21 protein-coding genes and 2 pseudogenes are annotated in these 18,574 nt (G+C 61.1%); 5 read left to right on the top strand and 18 right to left on the bottom strand.

Annotated elements, in window-relative coordinates:
- The first annotated feature begins 157 nt into the window (after window positions 1–157).
- Window positions 158–1,006, top strand: a complete 849-nt coding sequence (locus ACFFDA_RS00005) for a transglutaminase family protein (protein ID WP_404477503.1) — start codon at window positions 158–160, stop codon at window positions 1,004–1,006.
- Between the two features lie 286 nt (window positions 1,007–1,292).
- On the opposite strand, the gene ACFFDA_RS00010 is transcribed toward ACFFDA_RS00005, so the two are convergent.
- The 15 genes and pseudogenes from ACFFDA_RS00010 to ACFFDA_RS00080 form a co-directional block, all read right to left on the bottom strand.
- Entirely contained in the window at window positions 1,293–3,671 is a 2,379-nt protein-coding gene (locus tag ACFFDA_RS00010; RefSeq protein WP_404477505.1) for an EAL domain-containing protein, read from the bottom strand.
- Between the two features lie 167 nt (window positions 3,672–3,838).
- Window positions 3,839–3,970, bottom strand: a complete 132-nt coding sequence (locus ACFFDA_RS00015) for an Entericidin EcnA/B family protein (RefSeq protein WP_404477506.1) — start codon at window positions 3,968–3,970, stop codon at window positions 3,839–3,841.
- Between the two features lie 164 nt (window positions 3,971–4,134).
- Window positions 4,135–4,488 carry a hypothetical protein gene (locus ACFFDA_RS00020; protein WP_404477508.1) on the bottom strand — a complete coding sequence of 118 codons (354 nt, stop codon included), beginning with the start codon at window positions 4,486–4,488 and terminating at the stop codon, window positions 4,135–4,137.
- A gap of 362 nt (window positions 4,489–4,850) precedes the next feature.
- A complete protein-coding gene (locus ACFFDA_RS00025) occupies window positions 4,851–5,009 on the bottom strand; it encodes a hypothetical protein (protein ID WP_404477510.1) in 159 nt (52 codons plus the stop codon).
- A gap of 84 nt (window positions 5,010–5,093) precedes the next feature.
- Window positions 5,094–5,426, bottom strand: coding sequence for a hypothetical protein (locus tag ACFFDA_RS00030; RefSeq protein WP_404477511.1), 333 nt, complete (start codon window positions 5,424–5,426; stop codon window positions 5,094–5,096).
- Window positions 5,427–5,437: 11 nt separating this feature from the next.
- Window positions 5,438–5,548: pseudogene (locus ACFFDA_RS00035) on the bottom strand (IS5/IS1182 family transposase); the annotation flags it as partial.
- A 73-nt stretch (window positions 5,549–5,621) separates the two neighbouring features.
- On the bottom strand, window positions 5,622–6,212 hold the full coding sequence (locus ACFFDA_RS00040) for a malonic semialdehyde reductase (protein ID WP_404477513.1): 591 nt from the start codon (window positions 6,210–6,212) through the stop codon (window positions 5,622–5,624).
- A gap of 59 nt (window positions 6,213–6,271) precedes the next feature.
- On the bottom strand, window positions 6,272–6,958 hold the full coding sequence (locus ACFFDA_RS00045; protein ID WP_404477514.1) for a TetR/AcrR family transcriptional regulator: 687 nt from the start codon (window positions 6,956–6,958) through the stop codon (window positions 6,272–6,274).
- A gap of 142 nt (window positions 6,959–7,100) precedes the next feature.
- Window positions 7,101–7,535, bottom strand: a complete 435-nt coding sequence (locus ACFFDA_RS00050; protein WP_404477515.1) for a hypothetical protein — start codon at window positions 7,533–7,535, stop codon at window positions 7,101–7,103.
- Entirely contained in the window at window positions 7,532–8,464 is a 933-nt protein-coding gene (locus ACFFDA_RS00055) for an NADP-dependent oxidoreductase (protein ID WP_404477517.1), read from the bottom strand. Before ACFFDA_RS00055 ends, ACFFDA_RS00050 begins: the two co-directional genes overlap by 4 nt.
- Before the next feature lie 28 nt (window positions 8,465–8,492).
- Window positions 8,493–8,732, bottom strand: a complete 240-nt coding sequence (locus ACFFDA_RS00060) for a hypothetical protein (RefSeq protein ID WP_404477518.1) — start codon at window positions 8,730–8,732, stop codon at window positions 8,493–8,495.
- A 5-nt stretch (window positions 8,733–8,737) separates the two neighbouring features.
- Window positions 8,738–10,315, bottom strand: a complete 1,578-nt coding sequence (locus ACFFDA_RS00065; RefSeq protein ID WP_404477520.1) for a phytoene desaturase family protein — start codon at window positions 10,313–10,315, stop codon at window positions 8,738–8,740.
- A gap of 57 nt (window positions 10,316–10,372) precedes the next feature.
- Window positions 10,373–11,038, bottom strand: coding sequence for a TetR family transcriptional regulator (locus ACFFDA_RS00070; protein ID WP_404477521.1), 666 nt, complete (start codon window positions 11,036–11,038; stop codon window positions 10,373–10,375).
- 87 nt (window positions 11,039–11,125) lie between these two features.
- Window positions 11,126–11,602 carry a MaoC family dehydratase gene (locus ACFFDA_RS00075; RefSeq protein ID WP_404477522.1) on the bottom strand — a complete coding sequence of 159 codons (477 nt, stop codon included), beginning with the start codon at window positions 11,600–11,602 and terminating at the stop codon, window positions 11,126–11,128.
- Window positions 11,603–11,621: 19 nt separating this feature from the next.
- Window positions 11,622–12,143: a nuclear transport factor 2 family protein gene (locus ACFFDA_RS00080; protein ID WP_404477524.1), complete on the bottom strand. Its 522-nt coding sequence runs from the start codon at window positions 12,141–12,143 to the stop codon at window positions 11,622–11,624.
- 387 nt (window positions 12,144–12,530) lie between these two features.
- Between ACFFDA_RS00080 and ACFFDA_RS00085 the strand changes: the two genes are divergently transcribed.
- Together ACFFDA_RS00085 and ACFFDA_RS00090 are read left to right on the top strand one after the other, a co-directional pair.
- Window positions 12,531–12,683 (top strand): transposase domain-containing protein, encoded by a 153-nt coding sequence (locus ACFFDA_RS00085; protein ID WP_404478309.1) that lies wholly within the window; start codon window positions 12,531–12,533, stop codon window positions 12,681–12,683.
- 545 nt (window positions 12,684–13,228) lie between these two features.
- Window positions 13,229–13,394 (top strand): annotated as a pseudogene (locus tag ACFFDA_RS00090) (IS256 family transposase); the annotation flags it as partial.
- Between the two features lie 108 nt (window positions 13,395–13,502).
- On the opposite strand, the gene ACFFDA_RS00095 reads toward ACFFDA_RS00090, so the two are convergent.
- From ACFFDA_RS00095 to ACFFDA_RS00105, 3 genes are all read right to left on the bottom strand, one after another.
- Window positions 13,503–14,438, bottom strand: a complete 936-nt coding sequence (locus ACFFDA_RS00095; protein WP_404477525.1) for an IclR family transcriptional regulator — start codon at window positions 14,436–14,438, stop codon at window positions 13,503–13,505.
- A 175-nt stretch (window positions 14,439–14,613) separates the two neighbouring features.
- Complete coding sequence (locus ACFFDA_RS00100) at window positions 14,614–15,369, bottom strand: SDR family oxidoreductase (RefSeq protein ID WP_404477527.1); 756 nt, start codon at window positions 15,367–15,369, stop codon at window positions 14,614–14,616.
- 25 nt (window positions 15,370–15,394) lie between these two features.
- Window positions 15,395–16,150: an SDR family NAD(P)-dependent oxidoreductase gene (locus ACFFDA_RS00105; RefSeq protein WP_404477529.1), complete on the bottom strand. Its 756-nt coding sequence runs from the start codon at window positions 16,148–16,150 to the stop codon at window positions 15,395–15,397.
- Between the two features lie 109 nt (window positions 16,151–16,259).
- Here ACFFDA_RS00105 and ACFFDA_RS00110 point away from each other — a divergent pair, with 109 nt between their 5' ends.
- Complete coding sequence (locus ACFFDA_RS00110; RefSeq protein ID WP_404477530.1) at window positions 16,260–17,432, top strand: thiolase family protein; 1,173 nt, start codon at window positions 16,260–16,262, stop codon at window positions 17,430–17,432.
- The gene (locus ACFFDA_RS00115) at window positions 17,432–18,574 is read left to right on the top strand and encodes an acyl-CoA dehydrogenase family protein (RefSeq protein WP_404477532.1); all 1,143 of its coding nucleotides are present in this window, start codon (window positions 17,432–17,434) and stop codon (window positions 18,572–18,574) included. The genes ACFFDA_RS00110 and ACFFDA_RS00115 overlap by 1 nt, the downstream gene beginning before the upstream one ends.

Here is an 18,574-nt window from a genome sequence, read left to right on the forward strand (position 1 = left end):
TGAATGCCGAGCGCATGCCTCGACGAGATCAACTTGGATGGAAACGACAACTATTACACAGAGCAATTTATTATCCGATAATACTTCATACGAGAAACTCTCGACCGCTTTGAGGCTTTTGCATTCCTAGATCACGCCTCGAAGTTGAAGGTCACATATGCTTATCCGTGCCGGCTATGAACTGGTCCTAGAAACCAGTGCGCCCACCCCGTTGATTTCCATGCTGTCCATTCGGCCTTCGCGATTCCCCGACCTGATCACGCCACATCGCATTGAGACGAGTAGTTCGATACCGGCTCACGATTACCGCGATGCCTTCGACAACATCTGCACTCGCATGACGCTGCCAGTGGGGTTCACCATGGTCTCGTGCGATTTTGCGATCGAAGACAACGGGCTTCCCGACCCGCAGAGCCCCCATGCGATACAACATGATGTGAAAGATCTGCCTCACGAGGTCCTCCTCTATCTCGTCGGAAGCCGTTATTGCGAGACCGACCTGCTGTGCCAGAGCGCCTGGTGGCATTTCGGGCACGTCGCACCCGGCTGGCAACGTGTCCAGGCCATCGTCGACTTCGTCCATGATCATCTAACCTACGGCTACCAATATGCCCGGTCTACGCGAACCGCGTGGGAAGCCTACAACGAGCGCGTCGGCGTGTGCCGGGACTTCGCGCATCTCGCGGTCGCGCTATGTCGCTGCATGAACATTCCGGCGCGCTACTGCAGCGGTTACCTCGGTGACATTGGGATCGATCCGGTCGATGTTCCGATGGATTTCCACGCCTGGTTCGAGGTGTATCTGAGTGGCGAGTGGCATAGCTTCGATGCCCGTCACCGTGTCCCCCGAATCGGCCGCATCCTCATGGCGTGCGGACGGGATGCTGCCGACACAGCGCTGACCACAGCTTTCGGCTCGGTGCGGCTAGCATCGTTCAAGGTGCATACGGACGAGGTCACGCAAGTCCTGTCCAATTCCGCGGAGCCGTTAAGCCTCGCGGCTTGATTCGGTCTCCGGGGTCCATCGTCAGGCAGCGTCATCATCCCCACGTGGAAACGTCCGTGGGCAGATTGCGCTACGGCGACGTGATCGTGCGACGCTGCCGGTGGGGTCATCGCTTCACGGCGCGATGCTCAGCGGACGATCGCTGACAGTGTGGCGCGATTACTCGGAGCCGGTAACGAGCCCTGGCGTCAGCGTATCTCCATCGCCCCCCTCGCGATGGCAACGTATGAAGAAACGATCGGCTTCATCGTACCTCCCGACCCGATCCTTTCCTCGCCAAACTTCCCTAGGCAGCGATGATCGCGCCGCGTTTCACGAGCCGGCCGAATTCTGCACCATCGGTCGGACGTCCGATGTAGTAGCCCTGGATGCTCGTGCACCCTTCGGCCACGGCAAACCTGAACTGCTCGGCTGTTTCGACGCCCTCGATGGTCGTTGCCATTCCCAGCGCGGACGTCATCGAGATGATCGCGCGGACAAGCGCGACACTTTCGGCATCATGCGGCAGCTGCTGCACGAAGGAACGGTCGATCTTGACCGTGCTGAACGGAAATTTGCGCAGGTAACTGAGCGAGGAATAGCCGGTCCCGAAATCGTCCATCGTAATCCGCACGCCCCATGCGCTGAATTTGGTCAGGGTATCGAGCGTCTGCTGCTCGTCGCCCAGCAAGACTCCTTCGGTTATTTCTAGGTCCAGGCGCTCCGGAGACAGCTTTGCCGCCCCCATCGCAGACATCACGGCAGATACGAGCGACGGCTCGCGAAATTGCACGGGAGACAGGTTGACCGCGACCTTGACCTGCCCAGGCCACGACGCCGCTTCCCGGCACGCGGTGTGCAGCACCCATTCGCCCAGCGGAACTATCAAGCCGGTTTCTTCCGCGATCTTGATGAACTCGGCAGGCGGGATCAGTCCCCGCTCGGGATGACGCCAGCGGACGAGGGCTTCGGCCGAGACGATCCTTCCTGTCCGGGCATCGACGAGTGGCTGGTAATGAAGCTCCAGCTGGCCCTTCGCAATCGCGACGCGGAGGCCTTCCTCGATGGCATGGCTTTCCCGAAGCCGCTCTTCCAGGCGCGCGTCAAAGCGCCGAGTGCGTCCCCGGCCTTCCTCCTTTGCGGCATAAAGGGCCAGGTCCGCATGGCGCAGCAGGTCGTCCGGCTTTTCGCTGTTGTCCTGGGTCCATTTCAGGCCGATGCTCGCACCCAGGAACAACGGACGACCCGCGTCGAGATAGGGTTGAGCGCTGACCGCATCGATGATCCGGGCCGCGAGCGCCTCCGCATCGGCGAAATTCTCAACGGCAAGGGCCAGGACGGCGAACTCGTCGCCGCCCAGGCGCGCGATGATGTCCCCGCGTCGCAAGGCGCCGCGCATGCGGTGGGCGACCTCGCACAAGATCACGTCGCCCACCGCATGCCCATACGTGTCATTGATGAGCTTGAACCGATCGAGGTCGATCATCAGCACGGCGAACGACTGCTCGGTCTCCCGCTTCGATTTGGTGTGCATCGCCAGCAGCTCGAAGAACCGTGTTCGATTGGCCATGCCGGTCAGCGGGTCCTTGAACACCAGCGCGCGCATGGCGGCCTCGGTGCGCAGGCGTTCGCGCTGGTCTCTGACCGCTATTACCGCCTGGACGCGTTGGCCCAGTTCGACCTGCCGTCGCAGCGCGCGCACCGGGATCAGTTGGCCATTCGCAGCCAACAGACGGGCTTCGCGCTCCTCTCGGTCAGGTAGGTTTGCGATGTCCAGACCCGGCAGCAGGGCGCTTGCCTGCATCGCGGTCAGGGTCGCCGCGTCGTGGCCAGTCATTGCCTCCATGGTGCTGTTCACAGTGACGATGGCGTCATCCTCGCAGATAATCAGGCCCTCCAGCGCCATATCGGCCAGCGCCCGCAGCCGGCTCCGATCGCGGCGGAGACGCCTCCTGGCCTCGACTTCGAAGCGCCATCCCGCAACCGCCAGGGAGATGAGGGCGCCGGCCACTGCGAACACGATCGGAGTGATCCCGGCCGGCGAAACCGCTCCGGCGGGAAAGCTGTAGGACGGGTCGTGACTGAACCTTAGCGCCGCCATGCCGCAGAAATGCAGCAGGGTTATTGCCAGCAGGAGAATGGGCAGCGCGAGCATGCGGATCTGGCGGTTCCGATCGGCAGCCGACAACAGTCCCAATCCGAACAGCGGCAGGCTGATCGCCAGGGAGAGAACGACCAATCTTGGGTCCCATTCGACTTTGCCCTGCACGAGGTACGCAAACTGTCCCACGTAATGCAGCGCGGCGACGCCCGTTCCCACGATTACGCCGGCTATGAAGTGGTCAGTTTTGCGCCGGCCGCCAACGGCGACGAAGATCCCCGCGGCAATGCCGGTGATGGCGCAAATCAGCGACAAGCCCGTCAGAAGGGGGTCGAACGCCGAAGGCAGCCCCGGCCTGAATGCCAGCAGAATGATGAAATGCGTCGTCCACGCCGTGCAACCGCTCGCAATCACCGCTACGGCAGCCCACCTGGTACGGGATGCGCCGACCTCGCGAGCGGCGTGCTGCGCCGTCGCAAGCGATGCGAAAATGCCGATGAGACACACCAGCCCCGCGATGACCACGAGCCGCGGGTCATGCTCGTGCACCATGCAGTGGAAGACTGACCGTAACAGGGTATCCATCGCCTCCAAGGTAGCAGTGTTGTGTTAATGAAAAGCCGTCTGCGATGCGGGCGCCATCGGTTGGTCCGAACGGAATTGTAGGCGCTGCCAGCCACCCGCGAATTGGCCGTGCGCCGATGCCTTTGAGGCGCCGTCCGCCTCACAGGGCGGACGGCTCAATGCCGGCGTTACTTGATTGCGTCTTCGCCAGCCTGGCCTACCGAGGTCACATCACGGCCAGCACCCTTGACGGTATTGCACGCCGACACTGAAAACATGATCCCGCCAGCGACGAGCGCCGTTACGACTTTCCGGATCATCTGAAACTCCTTGATCCAGGGCCGACTGAATTGTCCGCCCTGCAAGCCCGTAACTGGTCCGGTTTTACGCAGTTCCCGCCCGCACCGAGGACTTCTCGCTACCTGTTCACTGCTGCGCGGCGGTGGGGGGTAACGCTGTGCCCAGAGCGGTCCCACGATGGCGGCTATTGCGCCCGCACCTTCGCGGCTTCGCGCTCGAGGGCGTCGGCGCGCTTTTCGGCCGCATCGCGGACTGCATCTGCGTCAGATTCGAGTTTTTCCGCAGCGACATCAGCCTGCTTTTTGATGTTCTTTGCTTGCGCCTCGATGGCGTCTGCGGAAGCTTTCTTCGCATCGCGTGCGGCAGCGTCCGCCTTGTCCTGAACTTCGCCGGCCCGCTCGGCCGGCCCTGAACCGGTATACTCCTGGCCGGCAGCGCTTGCAGCGGCTTTGTCCTGTTCCTTTCCAGCCTTTTCTTTCGGGCCATCACAGGCGACGAGGGCCAGAACGGCGAATATGATGGGATACTGGGGTTTCATGGCAACGCCTCCTTGTGGTGCCGGATCAACGCCGGGCAGCGTCTGAAGTGCCCTCGCGGCGGAGAGGGGGCATGCTCTCCCAAATTCCCGCGACCGCCTGCCTGCCCGCCATGCCTGCCCATTGAAATCGTGAAAGGCCGCTAGACTGGTCACAGGGCCGAGCAGGTCAGCCGGCCCTTGAAAACACTGTCAGGTACGGCGCCGACGGCGAGGAGTTGGTCGCCAATCGTCTTGATCCGCCCCCGGCCCGCCGCCATTGCGCCCGCAGTCGAGATCGAGGCTGCGAGGCGTTGGGGAAAAAAACTGGTTCTCGCCTGAGCCTGCCCCCCATCGTTGGTCCGGCCTTTGCGAGAAGACCGGCATCATTTTTTTGAGGTCTGACCCATATTCCACGCCTCGACGTTCAGCTTTGGGTCGCGGGTGTTCACAGTGACGCGGCCGTGCCCTTTTGGCGAAACTGTAGCAAGCTGCTCGGACTTGAGGAGGATCTCCTCACGCCGGGTATTGTTGGCATCGATCACCGCCTTCTAAACGCCAGCGATTTCGAAGGTGCCGTGCTTGCCGTCCAAGTGTACGATGTAGCTTAGAGTCCGTTTGAGAATGCTTCAGGTGGCGTTCGCGGACCGATTGTAGATGGTGTTGCGGTTGGTGGCGAAGGGCGGAAAGATGACCGCTTCGCGCCATTGCTTATTGAAGCCGGGCAGAGCCTCGAAGCGAGCCATGACCGTTTCAAAACCGGAAATTTCCTCATGGACGGTTCGTATCTGCTGGCCGTCGCCCGAACCGGTCACGATGTCACAGCAGACCAGGTCGGTGGTCAGTCCGTCGATCTTGTAGGCGACGATCGCACTCACCTCGTCGAGGGAAACGGCGTCGGTTCCCTTGGTCGTGACGATTGCGAAGCCGTTGTCGGTGGTGATGATTTCTGGCTTGCGCATCAGGTGTCCGTTCAAGGAGTGAGCCGCCGGAGCAGGTTACTTGCCATGGCAAGATGGATTATTGCCTCCGACACGTCGAGGCGCTTCTCATAGTCGCGTACCAGCCTGCGCCAGCGCGTCATCTATGCACGGATGCTTGTGCTGCCCATATCCGCGCAGCCTTGCTGAAAGCGTTATGAAGTAGAAGCCCGGCCGTCAAACGGTGGACGTGAACAGGTCGAACTCTGGCCGTGGAAGCCGATCGAACAGCGAAGCCGGATCGCCATAGCCCAGGGTGGAGATGAAGTTGGAGCGGATCGGTGTGCCCGCAAAGAAGGCGGCGTCGACGGCCGCGTGGTCGAACCCCGACATCGGGCCGGTATCCAGCCCAATCGCGCGCGCGGCGAGCAGGAAATAGGCGCCCTGCATTGAACTGTTGCGCATCGCGGTGTCGGTGATGAGCTGCTCATTGCCGCGAAACCATCCGCTCACATCGCGGTATGGCATGAGCAGCTCCCATTTTTCGTAGAACTGCATGTCCATACCCAGGACCGCCGTTACTGGTGCCTGCCGGATCTTGTCCACGTTCGTCGCGGTCGCCATTTCTGCAAGTTTCTGCTTGGCTGCCTCGCTGGTGCACCACACAATCCTTAGCGGTTGAAGGTTTGCGGATGTCGGGCCGAATTTCAGTAGATCCCAGATCGCGCGCAGTTGCGTCTCGCTTACGGGCTTGTCCAGATAACCATTATAGCTGCGCGCGGTACGAAATAACTGGTCGAGGGCCCCATCGGAAATTTGTGCGCCCATCGATACTCTCTCCGTTCATTCTAATGCAGTTGAGTTAATGTGCGCTGCGGCGCTCGCTGTCAAGCGGCTGGAACCGCGCAAAGCGCGGCGGCCGCCATCAAAATCTGGTCCTGCACAACCTCTTCCAACGCGACCTCCTCTCCACCGTCCAGCACGGTATTCTCCCGATCAATCAGTGCACCGAGGAACATGCGCAGGATATGCGACATGCGATTGTCCACCCGCCACGCAATTTGCGGGTCAATGCGCTGCCGCAGCAGATCATAGGCCCGCTCGGTCGCGGTGGGTTCCACTTCCGGGAAGTCTATATGCTGCGACGGACCCCAGCCCCAGGCATGGCTGTGCGTCGTGATGTGCAGCAGGAAGCGCGCGAACAGGTTGCGTCCGTCTGCGCCGGCAAATTCGCTGATCGGGCGAAGTAGTACGCCGAGCAAGGTGGCGATGTCAGGCGTGCCGCGCTCGATCGTAGCATCGAGCAGTTCGGAGCGGCGCTGTTCGAGCCGTGCCATCCTCGTGAGCATGATGGCGGCGACGATGCCCTGCCTGTCCCCGAAATGATATTGGAGCGCACGAGTGTTGCCTTGCTTGGATTCGACGCAGATCGTCCGCAATGACACGCCTTCGATACCGCGTTCGGCAAACAGCCGCTCCGCCGCCACGATCAGATCGGCGGGAGCTGAACCTTTGGCGGGCGGTTTGAAGGCCCTGCTGGCGCGCGCGAGATTAACAACGGTATTGTGGTGCATCGGCTCCCCATAGCAAGGCTTGCCGTCAACTCAAAAATCTTGCGGCGTCTGTGCTTCTCCTCCCTTCCGCTGGATCCCGCGGTCAGGCCTGAGTGTGGCGGCGCCATGAGCAATCTACCGACGGAAATCGTAAGCCGCCGGGTCACGCGCTCTTCGCCATCGCTTCGAACGCGGCGGTCAGCGGCGCATTGGCGTCGAGGTCGATGCCAAGCACGACCTTGACGATCCGTCCCTGTTCGATGGTCAGCCGAGTGCAAAGTGGCGAACGGATCGTGGTGCCGTTCGCGAGCGTCCCGCATTGGTCGCAGAAAAGAAAGACGACGGCGCCGATCACCTTCGCCTCGATCGCTTCATAGTGAAAATCAGGCATCAGCAAATAGAAGGCGCGGTCGATCGTAGCGCGTTCCTGCCGCATCGTGGCGACGGTCATCGGGGCGTCCATCGGCAGGGCCGGCTCATGAACGAGATCGACGGCGCCGTCACCCCAATATTCGGTGAGCGCGTCTGCGTAGACCGGACCGCCGGCGCGCAGGGCGCTAACAAGATGGTCGGCGATGGCGCGCGGCGTGGGGGTCATGTCGCGTCCGCTTTCGCAATGTCGAGAATGACCTTGCCGCGCGACTTGCCACTTTCGATCAGGCGCAGCGCATCCATGGCCTGTTCAAGGGGAAAGCGTCTCTCAATCTGCGGCATGAGCTGGCCGCTTCGAAACAGGGCATCCGCCTGGCGCAGCGTTTCGGGATCACGATTGCCGAAAATGCGCTGCGCTCGGACACCATGGCGCTCGGCCTGCTGGGGAGAGGGATCGGTAACGAGGCTGAGCAGTGCGCCGCCAGGCGCCAGCATGGTCCAGGATATGTCCTGCGCAGCCGGACCATAGGCGTCAATCACCACATCCATGTCTCGCACTCCTCGCGATGCCGTGGTGGTGCGATCGATGACCACGTCCGCACCCAGGGCGGCGACAAAGGCGAGGTTGGCCGGGGAAGCCATGGCCGTGACGTCAGCGCCGCGCGCCTTGGCCATCTGGACCAGTACCGTACCGACGCCACCGGCGGCGGCATGGATCAACACCCGCGTACCTTCGCCGACATTGCCCGCGTCCAGTGCCGCGATTGCCGTGGCAGCGGCGACTGGCAGGGCGGCAGCCTGGGTAAAACTCATGGCGGGCGGCTTGCTGACCAGGTTTGAGGCGGGGACGATTGCATGATCGGCAAATGCGCCTGCCACACCAAGCAGGGCGTGGACGTCGTCCCCGACCTGCCAGCCCGTCACGCCTTCGCCCAAAGCAGCGATCGTACCGGACAGTTCGCTGCCTGCGACCACCGGGAAGTCGAGGGGGATCATGTGCTGCAGCGCGCCGTCTGCAACGGCGATGTCCACCGGATTCACTCCGGCCGCGCGCACCTTGACCAGAGCCATGCCCGGCCCTGGGTGCGGCACCGGCATTTCGCGCATCTCCATGCCTGCGATGCCGCGATAATCGTCATAGACGATCGCTTTCATGTCATCCTCCCGTTGCAGTCTATCCCGCTCATTTTGGTGCGATCGCCTTCGCCCGTTTTGCGCGATAGCCCTTGAGCAGGAGCAATGGCAGCCGAAGTTTGAGCGACCAGGGGAAGAGGGTGAAGGCTGCCCACATATCCTCCGGCTTTACATAGATTTTGGTCGCCATTGTTCCCATCATCTTGCCCTTGATTACGATGCGGTCGCCATCCTGATCGATCGACTTTACGTCCATCATCTCGATCCCGTCCTGGCTGAACAATTTCATCCGAGTCAGCCCGTCACCGAATCGAAATCCAGCCCCAGATCTTCCATGATGATCTGGGTGGCGTTGCGGCCTGGGCCACCGGTTACGCCGCCGCCCGGATGGGTGCTGCCGGCTGTCATATAGAGCTTGGGCACCGGTGAGCGGTAGCTTGCCCAGCCGGGAGCGGGGCGGTTGCCGGCAAGCTGCCAAGCATAGAAGCCGATATGCTGGATGTCAGCTTCCACGAGCGCGTTATTGTAGCGCATGATGTCGAGCGGGGTGCGGAAATGCATGCCGATGATGTTGTCGTCGGTCAGGTTCGTGCACTGCTGACGCAGGTCGTCGACGAAGCCGAGCGCGACCTCTTCGCCAATCTCATCCCATTTTTCGCGTCCCCCATCCTTGAGGTCGAGCGGGGCGAAGGCGTAGATATGCATCATGCCCTGTCCTTCGGGGACGCGGGTTGGATCGGCCTTGTACATCTGGCACCAGGCGGCGAAGTCGCGGACTATACGGCCGTTCTGCAGTTCCTTCAGCTTCGCGGCGAATTCCTCTATGTCGGAATGGGACTTGTCGACCCAGTAGAAATCGGAAATCGCCTCGCCTACCTTGAACTTCACTGGCTCCTTGAGGGCAAGCTGAACCACGAAGGGCTTGAGCGTGGCATATTTGATCCGGCTGAGGCGGTGGACGAAATCGGCGGGAAGATCGAAACCGTCCACCATCTTGGGAAAAACCTGGGTCACGTGCAGGCCTGTCACGACCGCCTTCGACGCGAGGACTTCCTCGCCGGATGCAAGAATCAGCCCCTTCGCCTCGCCGTCCTCGATCTTGATCCGCACGACTTCGCTGTCGAGCTTCACGGTGCCGCCATGATCCTTGAAGCAGTCGGTCAGCGCACGCGCAAGTTCGCCCGATCCGCCGCGCGGAATACCCATGCCATATTTGTGCATATAGGGCAGGATCAGGTAAAAGCCGAAGCCGGTGCCATTGTCGAACGGGTCCATCATCGCTTCGGAAGCATAGCGTGCGAGGGCGATGCGTACCTTGGGATGATCGAACCATTCGCAGATCAAATCCCACGAGCTGATCTGTTGCAGGCGCATCATCTCGCGCCCTTCGGGTGACTGGTCCATCATCATCGCCTGCACGCCGGGGGCGGGGGGCACGCTGAACATGCCCATGACCATCATGTCGAGTGTCTTGTACACCTCCTCGACGAAGGTCCGGTAGGCCCGCGCGTCCTTTTCGGAGAATTTGGCGACCGAGGCACAGGTCTCGTCGATGTCATCGAAAAATTCGAGCGATGTTCCGTCATCGAAATAGATCGCCGTCAGCTTGTCCGGCATTTCGTAATGAAGGCCATATTTCGACAAGAGCTGCAGTTCGTCGTTGCGCATCAGGGGGTTGCCGAGGATCAGTGAATGGGCAACCGAGCAGGTGTCCTGCAGGAAGCCGGGAATGCGTTCCTCGGTGGCGACGCTTCCGCCTGTCTTAGGGTTCTTCTCGACGATGCAGACCTTCTGGCCTGCCTTGGCAAGATAACATCCCACGATCAGCGAATTATGGCCACCGCCCGCAATCACCACGTCAAAGCTTGCCATTCATGCTCTCCATATTGCGATATTGTCGGTCGGGTGGACGCGTCGGTCCGTCCGCGTTCAGGTGGCGACACGCTGGGCGATGTCGGCAATCAGCATTTCGATTCCCAATGCGGCGGCGCGACCGATCTGGTCGGCCGGCACCATCAAATCGATGTCGTTATCCGTGTTTTCATGGGCAACGAGTCCCCCCAGTGTCAGGATCGCGAACTGGACCAGGGCGATCTGACTCGCCTCGGCGTCGAGGCCGGCTTCGCGAAAGATGGCGAACATGCCGTCGCGTATCGCTCCCGCATGGGGGCGGGTATCGGCATGCAGCGTTCGCGTCATGATGATCGCCGCCACGCCAGGGAAATCGAGATAGGCAGCGCGCATTGCGACATGGACGTCACGAATGCGTTGCTGCCAGTCGCCATGAACCAGATCGAGATCGCAAAGGCCAATAATCTCGTCGGTAAGCAGGTCGATCATGTCCCGCTTCGAGCGGATATGCTGGTAGAGCAATCGCGCCGAGACACCCAGCATTTCCGCCACGCGGCGCATGTTCAGCGCCTCCACGCCTTCTGCACGTGCCAGACGTTTGAGCGCGTCGATGAGGCGGTCGCGGTCTAGGGCGGGGCCCGCAGCGGCGGTTTGCCGGGCACGCCTGCCTTGCTGCGGCCCCGGCTTCACCCGCGGCAAACGACGGGCGGATGCTGTCGCGCCGGATTTTGGCGTTTGCGCCACTCTGCCCCTCTCCAACGTCAACTTGTCTACATCGTGGATAAGTTGACGTTGGAGATCAAGCTGTTTCGTTACGAGAATATAATTTTTTTATCGGTCGGAGCTATCGTCTTGCGGTGGGCCTGCCATCATCCGCTTGACCTCGTAGGACAGGACCGGATCGGACGCCTGGTTATAGACAATCACCTGAAAGGTGATGATGCCGCGATTGCCTTTGGACGTCGGCCTGACGTGCGTGACCGTGATCGTTGCCCATATCGAATCGCCAACACGCACGGGAGCCAGAACTTTCGTGTTCACCTCCAGCAGCGCCATGCCGGTGCCCTGCACCAGCGTCTGCATCTGCATCCCTTCAATGAAGCAATAGGTCAGCGCCGCGGGGACTGGTCGCCCGCCCATTGCTCCACCATGTTCGGCATCCACGAAAATCTGCTCGAGCATGCCGCTGGCATTGATGAAGTTGACCAGATCAGCCTCAGTGATCGTTCGTCGATGGGTGCGCAGGGCGGTGCCGACGGGCAGTTCATGCCAATATTTTCCCTGCGCTATGCGTGGCAGATCGTCCATGTCGTCTCCAATTCCCGGTTTAATCGGCGCCGCTTTCGAGGAGTGCCCGCGCCTCCGGATCGCCGTTCAAGGTTCGCGCTATCCGATCCTCGACCCGCCATCCCTGCGCTGTGCGGACAAGGCTCCAGTGATTTGCGACCACCTTCATGGTGAAAAAGCCGCGTGAGGCGCCGTGGCCCGATACTTCGGTAAGTTCCCCGCGCGGGTCGGGGGTTAGCAACTGGAGATAGCTGATCGCGGTCGCCCGTTCGCCTTCAAGCCGGATGAACGGGTTGCCGCAAAAATGCGCGAGGCCGCCCTCCAGCGCCGTTTGATGCGCTGCGCCGACGGAGGTTTTTTCCATATCCTCCAACGTCATGGTGCCCTGGCCGTCGCTCCGCTTGAATACCGCATTCTCGGCCCATAAGCGTCGGATGAACCGGGAAGACCCAGTGTCTGCGAATAAAGGATGGATGGCGATGAGATTGCGGATTTCCGCTTCGTCCTCCAGTCGTCGTAGCCTGGATTCGATCGACAGGATGGGTTCCTCCTTGTCCTGCATTCAACTCCCCCGATCGCTCTTCTGAAGACCTTGTACCGATCTTGGCAAGTTAAGGCCAGGGAGAGAATGGATCAATACAGAATGGAATTCGGTAAAGAGAATTTTTTACCTCTCTGCGCATCGGTCGATACGGTAAGGCAATCTCCTGCGGCGCGGCGGCGGGTCGACGGCATCGAAGCTAAAATCGCCGCCCTTTTGTCTAGGGCCGGACTCCGCGCTTACTAAGCTTGCCGTTCGCCCACCGCTCTCGGTGCCGATTTCGGGCGGGTGGGGTCATGCCCCGGTTGGAGGGCTCGCAGGTCCACAGGCAGGTGACAGTCGCGCTTTGACTGTCGACCGCTGCAGATGGGGCATATCTCGCCGAGGTACCCTTCCATGCTTTAACTGCTGGAGACCGCCAAACTCAATGGTGTCAATCCACAGGAGTGGCTTGCCAATATCCTCGACCGCATCGGCAAGGCCCCCCGATCAACCGGATCAACTAACTGCTACCGTGGGAATGGTCCTCCCGGCAGGCGTGACCGCGCACTTTTTGGGTGAGGGGCGGACCATCGAGCTTACGACAGGCGGTTAATCATATGATCGGTAGGGACGACCTCGCCCACGCTCCCCGGCGGTATGGTGAGGTAGCCGCGTCTCAAATCGTCTGAGCTGTTTCAGATAGTCAGGATCGAACCGAACTGCCCGCCGTAACCAGTATCTGTAGGATGCAAGATCGCCGCGATTGAAAGCGTCCATGGCAAGGTGTTGTGCAGCATATTCGTAGCCGTCCCTATGCGCTCGATAATACAGGCCAGCCCTGCTGAACCGGTCCGCAACCTGCCCCTCCATAGGAAAGGTGTCGGCGAGCGTGACCATTGCCGAGAAATCGCCGCCCAAGGCGAGATGCCACAAGATGGGCTCGCATAGACCACACCCGTGCTCGTCTTTGATCGACCAATACCGCTTCCGAAGGGCGTCACGTTTTGTGGGGCTGTTTCGCGCTATCATTCATTCAAGCTGCACCGCAGCCTCGAGATCGCAACGTTCGCTCTGGGGCGTCTCCTACAGTCAACGGTCGAGGTCGGACGCTTACGAACGGAGGTGTCGGGATCTTCCTCAATGACCCGCAGCCGCGCGCCTCATAGGCACCACCCTTGTTGAATAGAGCAACGAGTGGGCTGTCGGGCGCGCCCGCTACATGACCCTTGAAACCATGGCCCCGTTAGCGACAATCCCATCGTCATGCTCTCGGCTGTACCCGGCGCATGACCGGTTCAAATCGCGGCTGAAATGTGCGGGGGCTACGAGAAACTACCACGTCACGGGACATGATCGGCTTGAAACATCGATTGCGCGCACGCATCTTCGGTGGCGGGATCAATAGAGGAACTTGGCCACTTCTTCCGCCAATTCCATGAGCTTCTTGGTCATGCGTCCAACCGCCCGGCCACGGCACAATTCGCGGAAGGTGAGCGCGGTCAACGAATAGCCGATATTCCCCGCACCATCCTCTACCGCGACCGACACCGTAAGCACTCCGGCCGAAAAATCGCCGTCGTCAATGGCGTAGCCATTCTCCGCCGCTGCGACCGCATCGTCCCAATAGGCTTCGAAATCGGGCTTGTTGAACCAACGGGTTTCGGCGAAGCGCCGCCGGATTTCCGCCTTCGACAGGCCCAGCCGTGTCGCCAGCAAGCGTCCGGTCGATCCCAGCAGAACGGGAAACCGATCCTGTACCTGCAGGTAGATACGGACATTGCCACTGCCATGTTCCGTCGCGACGAGCACGTTGCGGTCAAGTGAGACGCGCTCCCACAGCGCGACCGTCGCATTCTCCTCTCGCGCGAAATCCAACAGTCGTTCGCGCGCGGCGAGAATGCGTCCTTCCTGGCTCATCATCCCGGCCGTCAGGCCCAGAAGGCCGGCGCCGCGCTTGTAAGTCTTGCCCGCATGGTCGAAGCTCAGGATATTTTCCGCCACCAGAGTGCGCAGAATATTGAAGCAGGTGCTGGCATTGATCTTGAGGTCGCGCGCGATCTGCGTCGAAGTGCTCGCGTTCCCGTCGCTCAGGTGGCGCAGGATACGAATGGCGTTCGTGACCGGCCTGACCGGGGTCTTGAGTTCCAGAGCCGCCATGCCTGCCCATTTGGCATCCACCGGTTCGCCCGCTGGCGCGGCCGTTACAGGCTTCGCCTTCGCGCTTCGTGCACGCGTAGTAACCTTGGTCGAAGAGGCTTCTGCTCTTTTCCTAGCCTTATTTTCCTTCTTGGGAGAGCTTGCCAAGTCCGGTAAAGATACGGTGTTGTCGGACACTTACGGCTGGTCCCTTATTGCGATGCCGTGGATCGATCTGGCCGATCGACGGACGTGAGGTTGCAGATTTGTTGTTGCGTGACGCCTGCGGAGTATAAGCGAGGCGGGCTGTATTGGCAAACAGCCTTCACCCGGCGGTGCGTTGCGGCGCGCCATGCGGTCGAACACCAACGCATCAGTGGAAAGCGCCGCCGCCTGCATTGACATGCTGGCCCGTGACCCATCCGGCATCGTCGCCGAGCAGCATCAGGATAACGTCCGCGACATCCTGCGCCACACCGAGCCGACCGAGAGGCGTGATGGACTTGACCAACTCATATCGTTCCTCAGGGACGGTGGAGGCGCGCAGGCCCTCCGTGATCGTCATGCCGGGCGCGACGCTGTTCACGGTGATGCCGCGATGGCCGATCTCCTTCGACAGCGTCTTGCAATACATCTCGATTGCCGACTTGCACCCGGCATAGGCAGCCGTGCCAGGATAGACGACACGGGTGGTGGACGACGACAGGCCGATCAGGCGCCCGCCATCATTCATCCGCCGGGCGCCTTCGCGGAACATGAAGAAGGTGGACTTGGCGTTCAGCGAATTGATTGCGTCCCACAATTCCTCGTCCGTATCGAGAACGGTGGCATGGCGGATGTTGCCGCCGGCGTTGGCCACGACGAAGTCCAGCTTGCCATGCGCCGCCTCGGCCGCATCGAACAGGCGCACGATGTCGCCCACCTTGGAGATGTCGGCCATCACCGCGGTCGCGCGGCCGCCCGCTTCCCCGATCTCACGTACCGCCGCTTGGGCGTTCTGCTCTTCGCTCTCGCGCGGATAGTTGATCGTCACTGCTGCACCGCGCCGGCCCAACTCGACGGCCAGCGCCTTGCCGATGCCCTGCGATGACCCGGATACGAGCGCGGTCTTTCCTTCGAACTGCTTCATCGAAATTGCTCCTTGGAATGCTTTTTCAGGCTCGCTGGACCATGCCTGCGGACATCAGGGTGGTCGTCAGGCCGCCGTCGACTGGCAGGTTTGCGCCTGAAATCTGCGATGCGGAATCGCCGAGCAGAAACACGATCGCTCGCGCGATGTCGTGCGGCATGCTCATGCGCCGTAGCGGAATCGTGGATTCGCGCGCGCGCCGCTTCTCGGGGTCCGCGAAGGTGTCGTTGTTCATGCCGGTCAGCGTGGGTCCGGGCGACACGCAGTTGCATCGGATATTGTCCGGCCCCCATTCATTCGCGAGCTGCCGTACAACCATCAACAGGGCCGCCTTGCTGGGTGCGTAGAAACTGCATCCTGGCGTCGGATCGCTCGCGGCCATCGATGCAGTCGCGACCAGACTACCGCCGCTTTCGCGCAGATGCGGATAGGCGGCCTGTGCGAGCAGCCAGGTGGCGCGAACGTTGAGTGCGAAGGAGAGGTCGAAGTCAGCAAGGGTTGCGTCGACCAGGGGGCCGCGCGGTAGCAAGCCGGCGTTGCTCACCAACCCGTCAATGCCGCCCAACCTTTCAATCGCCGCCGTAACAACGTGCTTGCCGCAATCCGGAGCGGATAGATCTGCCTGAAGCGTCGAAACGCGCGGGCCATGCTGCGCAGCAATTCTCGCGAGTCCTTCGCTGTTCAAGTCTACGAGCAGCAAATGCGCGTCCGGATCTTCGAGCAACAGGTCGACAACGGCCTGGCCTATCCCACTAGCGGCGCCGGTTATGACGGTACGCATTCGAATCCTCTCTCTGTGCCTCAGTCGACAAGCAATTAACGTTAGACGTTGCGTTCCGTCGACCGTGCGCTCATATGGCTCAAGAATTCTGACTTTGAAAGGGTCATTCGTGACAGGAATTTCGATTGTTGGCGCCGTGCGAACGCCGATCGGTAAAGCGCGGGGAGGGTTGTCTGAGGTGCGGTCGGACCATCTGGGTGCCGTGGTCCTCAATGCCGTTGCCGAACGGGCCGGTATCGAACCGGCCGACATCGAGGATGTCGTCATGGGATGCGTGACGGCGGTGGGCGAGCAGTCGGGCAACATCGCACGAACGTCGCTGCTGTCGGCCGGATGGCCGGAATCGATACCGGGGATCACTGTCGACCGGCGGTGCGGTTCGTCGGAGGCGGCCATCCATATGGGTGTGGGCGAGATCGCGAGCGGGGCATTCGAGATCGTCGCCGCCGGCGGCGCAGAAAGCATGTCGCGCGTCAAGATGGGCGGGAACAAGGAAATCTACGGGGATCAGTTCGGCTGGGCTCTTCAGGAGCGTTTCCCCCAGATTTCGCAAGGCGAGGCAGCCGAGCGCATCGCCGACAAATGGGGATTCAGCCGCGAGGCGATTGACGATTATGCGATCGAAAGCCATCACCGTGCGGCTGCAGCCGCAGATGCTGGCTATTTCGACCGTGAGATCGTTCCGGTGCCGGTTGCCGCATGGCGCCAGCATGATGCGGTAGGCACGATCGACACGCTGGCGCATGACGAGACGATCCGGCGTGACACGACCCGCGAGAAGCTTTCGGGCCTGAAGCCCGCGTTCCGTCCCGACGGAAAGGTGACTGCCGGCAACAGTTCGCAGATTTCGGACGGCGCGGCCGCAGTGCTGCTGATGCCAGAAAAAAAGGCACTGTCGTGCGGGCTGAAGGTCCGGGCCCGCATCCGCGCGGTCGCTACTATCGGCTCGGACCCTACGCTGATGCTCCTCGGTCCCGTCGCGGCGACCGCGCGCGTGCTGGCGAAGGCGGGATTGACGATTGACGAGATCGATCTGTTCGAAGTTAACGAAGCGTTTGCGCCCGTCCCGATGGTTTGGATGCATGAGACGGGCGTCTCGTTCGACCGGCTCAACGTCAATGGCGGCGCGATCGCGCTTGGGCACCCGCTCGGCGCCAGCGGGGCGCGCATCATGACGAGCCTGTTGCACGAAATGGAGCGTCGTGGTGTTCGTTACGGGCTTCAGTCAATCTGCTGTGCCGGGGGATTGGGGACTGCCACTATATTGGAGCGCGTTGACTGATGGTTGATCTTCCCCGCACGATATTTTCCGAAGAGCATGAGATGTTCCGCGACCAGGTCCGGCGTTTCCTGGAGGTCGAGGTCGTTCCGTATCATGACGAATGGGAGAGGCAGGGTATCGTACCCCGCGAGCTTTGGCGCAAGGCTGGCGCGCAGGGCTTTCTTTGTCCGCTGATACCCGTCGAGTATGGCGGCGCGGGCGCCGATTTCGGCTTTTCGGCGGTGCTTATCGAGGAACTGGCACGGGTGAATGCCACCGCATTGGGCTTTACACTCCATTCCGACGTCATGGCGCCCTATATTCTGCGTTATGGGACCGAAGCGTTGAAGCGTGCCTATCTGCCCAAATTGGCGTCTGGCGAACTGATCGGCGCGCTGGCGATGACCGAGCCGGGTATCGGCAGCGATCTCAAGGCGATGCGGGCGACGGCTCGTCGGGATGGCGACCATTATGTCATCAACGGCAGCAAAACATTTATCACCAACGGACAGAATTCCGGGTTGGTGATCCTGGCCGTAAAGACCGATCCCAATGCAGGGCGCAAGGGCATCTCGCTGATCGTCGTGGAGGATGGAACGCCCGGTTTTACCAAAGGGCGTAACCTGCAGAAGATCGGACTGCATGGGCAGGATACCGCCGAACTGTTCTTCGACGACATGCGGGTGCCGGTCGGCAACCGGTTGGGCGAGGAAAATAAGGGGTTCTATTATCTGCTGACCGAACTGGCGCAGGAGCGGCTGGTGGTCGGCGTTCGCGCCGCCGCGTCGATCGAGGCCATGCTGGAGCGCACGATCGCCTATACCCGCGAACGCAAAGCGTTCGACCAATCGGTGTTCGATTTCCAGAATACCCGCTTCAAGCTGGCGGATGCCAAGGCGCAGTCAGTGATGCTGCGCTCGTTTGTCGATACATGTCTGGGCTTGCATCTGAAGGGGCAACTGACGCCCGAATTGGCCGCCATGGTCAAGCTCAAGGGAGCTGAACTGCAGGGTGCCGTACTTGACGAACTGCTCCAACTCCACGGCGGCTACGGTTATATGAGCGAATATGTGATCGGGCGGGCCTGGGTCGATGCGCGGGTCATGCGCATCTATGCAGGCAGCTCGGAAATCATGCGCGAAATCATTGCACGCACTCTTTAA

Origin of the sequence: Novosphingobium sp. BL-52-GroH, assembly GCF_044813085.1 — a bacterium.
In the GTDB taxonomy this organism is placed as follows: domain Bacteria; phylum Pseudomonadota; class Alphaproteobacteria; order Sphingomonadales; family Sphingomonadaceae; genus Novosphingobium.

Excerpts from the sequence above, each read along its gene's own strand:
- ACFFDA_RS00005 (WP_404477503.1), top strand. The coding sequence starts at position 158 with ATGCTTATCCGTGCCGGCTATGAACTGGTCCTAGAAACCAGTGCGCCC.
- ACFFDA_RS00010 (WP_404477505.1), bottom strand. The coding sequence starts at position 3,671 with ATGGATACCCTGTTACGGTCAGTCTTCCACTGCATGGTGCACGAGCAT.
- ACFFDA_RS00015 (WP_404477506.1), bottom strand. The coding sequence starts at position 3,970 with ATGATCCGGAAAGTCGTAACGGCGCTCGTCGCTGGCGGGATCATGTTT.
- ACFFDA_RS00020 (WP_404477508.1), bottom strand. The coding sequence starts at position 4,488 with ATGAAACCCCAGTATCCCATCATATTCGCCGTTCTGGCCCTCGTCGCC.
- ACFFDA_RS00030 (WP_404477511.1), bottom strand. The coding sequence starts at position 5,426 with ATGCGCAAGCCAGAAATCATCACCACCGACAACGGCTTCGCAATCGTC.
- ACFFDA_RS00040 (WP_404477513.1), bottom strand. The coding sequence starts at position 6,212 with ATGGGCGCACAAATTTCCGATGGGGCCCTCGACCAGTTATTTCGTACC.
- ACFFDA_RS00045 (WP_404477514.1), bottom strand. The coding sequence starts at position 6,958 with ATGCACCACAATACCGTTGTTAATCTCGCGCGCGCCAGCAGGGCCTTC.
- ACFFDA_RS00050 (WP_404477515.1), bottom strand. The coding sequence starts at position 7,535 with ATGACCCCCACGCCGCGCGCCATCGCCGACCATCTTGTTAGCGCCCTG.
- ACFFDA_RS00055 (WP_404477517.1), bottom strand. The coding sequence starts at position 8,464 with ATGAAAGCGATCGTCTATGACGATTATCGCGGCATCGCAGGCATGGAG.
- ACFFDA_RS00060 (WP_404477518.1), bottom strand. The coding sequence starts at position 8,732 with ATGAAATTGTTCAGCCAGGACGGGATCGAGATGATGGACGTAAAGTCG.
- ACFFDA_RS00065 (WP_404477520.1), bottom strand. The coding sequence starts at position 10,315 with ATGGCAAGCTTTGACGTGGTGATTGCGGGCGGTGGCCATAATTCGCTG.
- ACFFDA_RS00075 (WP_404477522.1), bottom strand. The coding sequence starts at position 11,602 with ATGGACGATCTGCCACGCATAGCGCAGGGAAAATATTGGCATGAACTG.
- ACFFDA_RS00080 (WP_404477524.1), bottom strand. The coding sequence starts at position 12,143 with ATGCAGGACAAGGAGGAACCCATCCTGTCGATCGAATCCAGGCTACGA.
- ACFFDA_RS00100 (WP_404477527.1), bottom strand. The coding sequence starts at position 15,369 with ATGAAGCAGTTCGAAGGAAAGACCGCGCTCGTATCCGGGTCATCGCAG.
- ACFFDA_RS00105 (WP_404477529.1), bottom strand. The coding sequence starts at position 16,150 with ATGCGTACCGTCATAACCGGCGCCGCTAGTGGGATAGGCCAGGCCGTT.
- ACFFDA_RS00115 (WP_404477532.1), top strand. The coding sequence starts at position 17,432 with ATGGTTGATCTTCCCCGCACGATATTTTCCGAAGAGCATGAGATGTTC.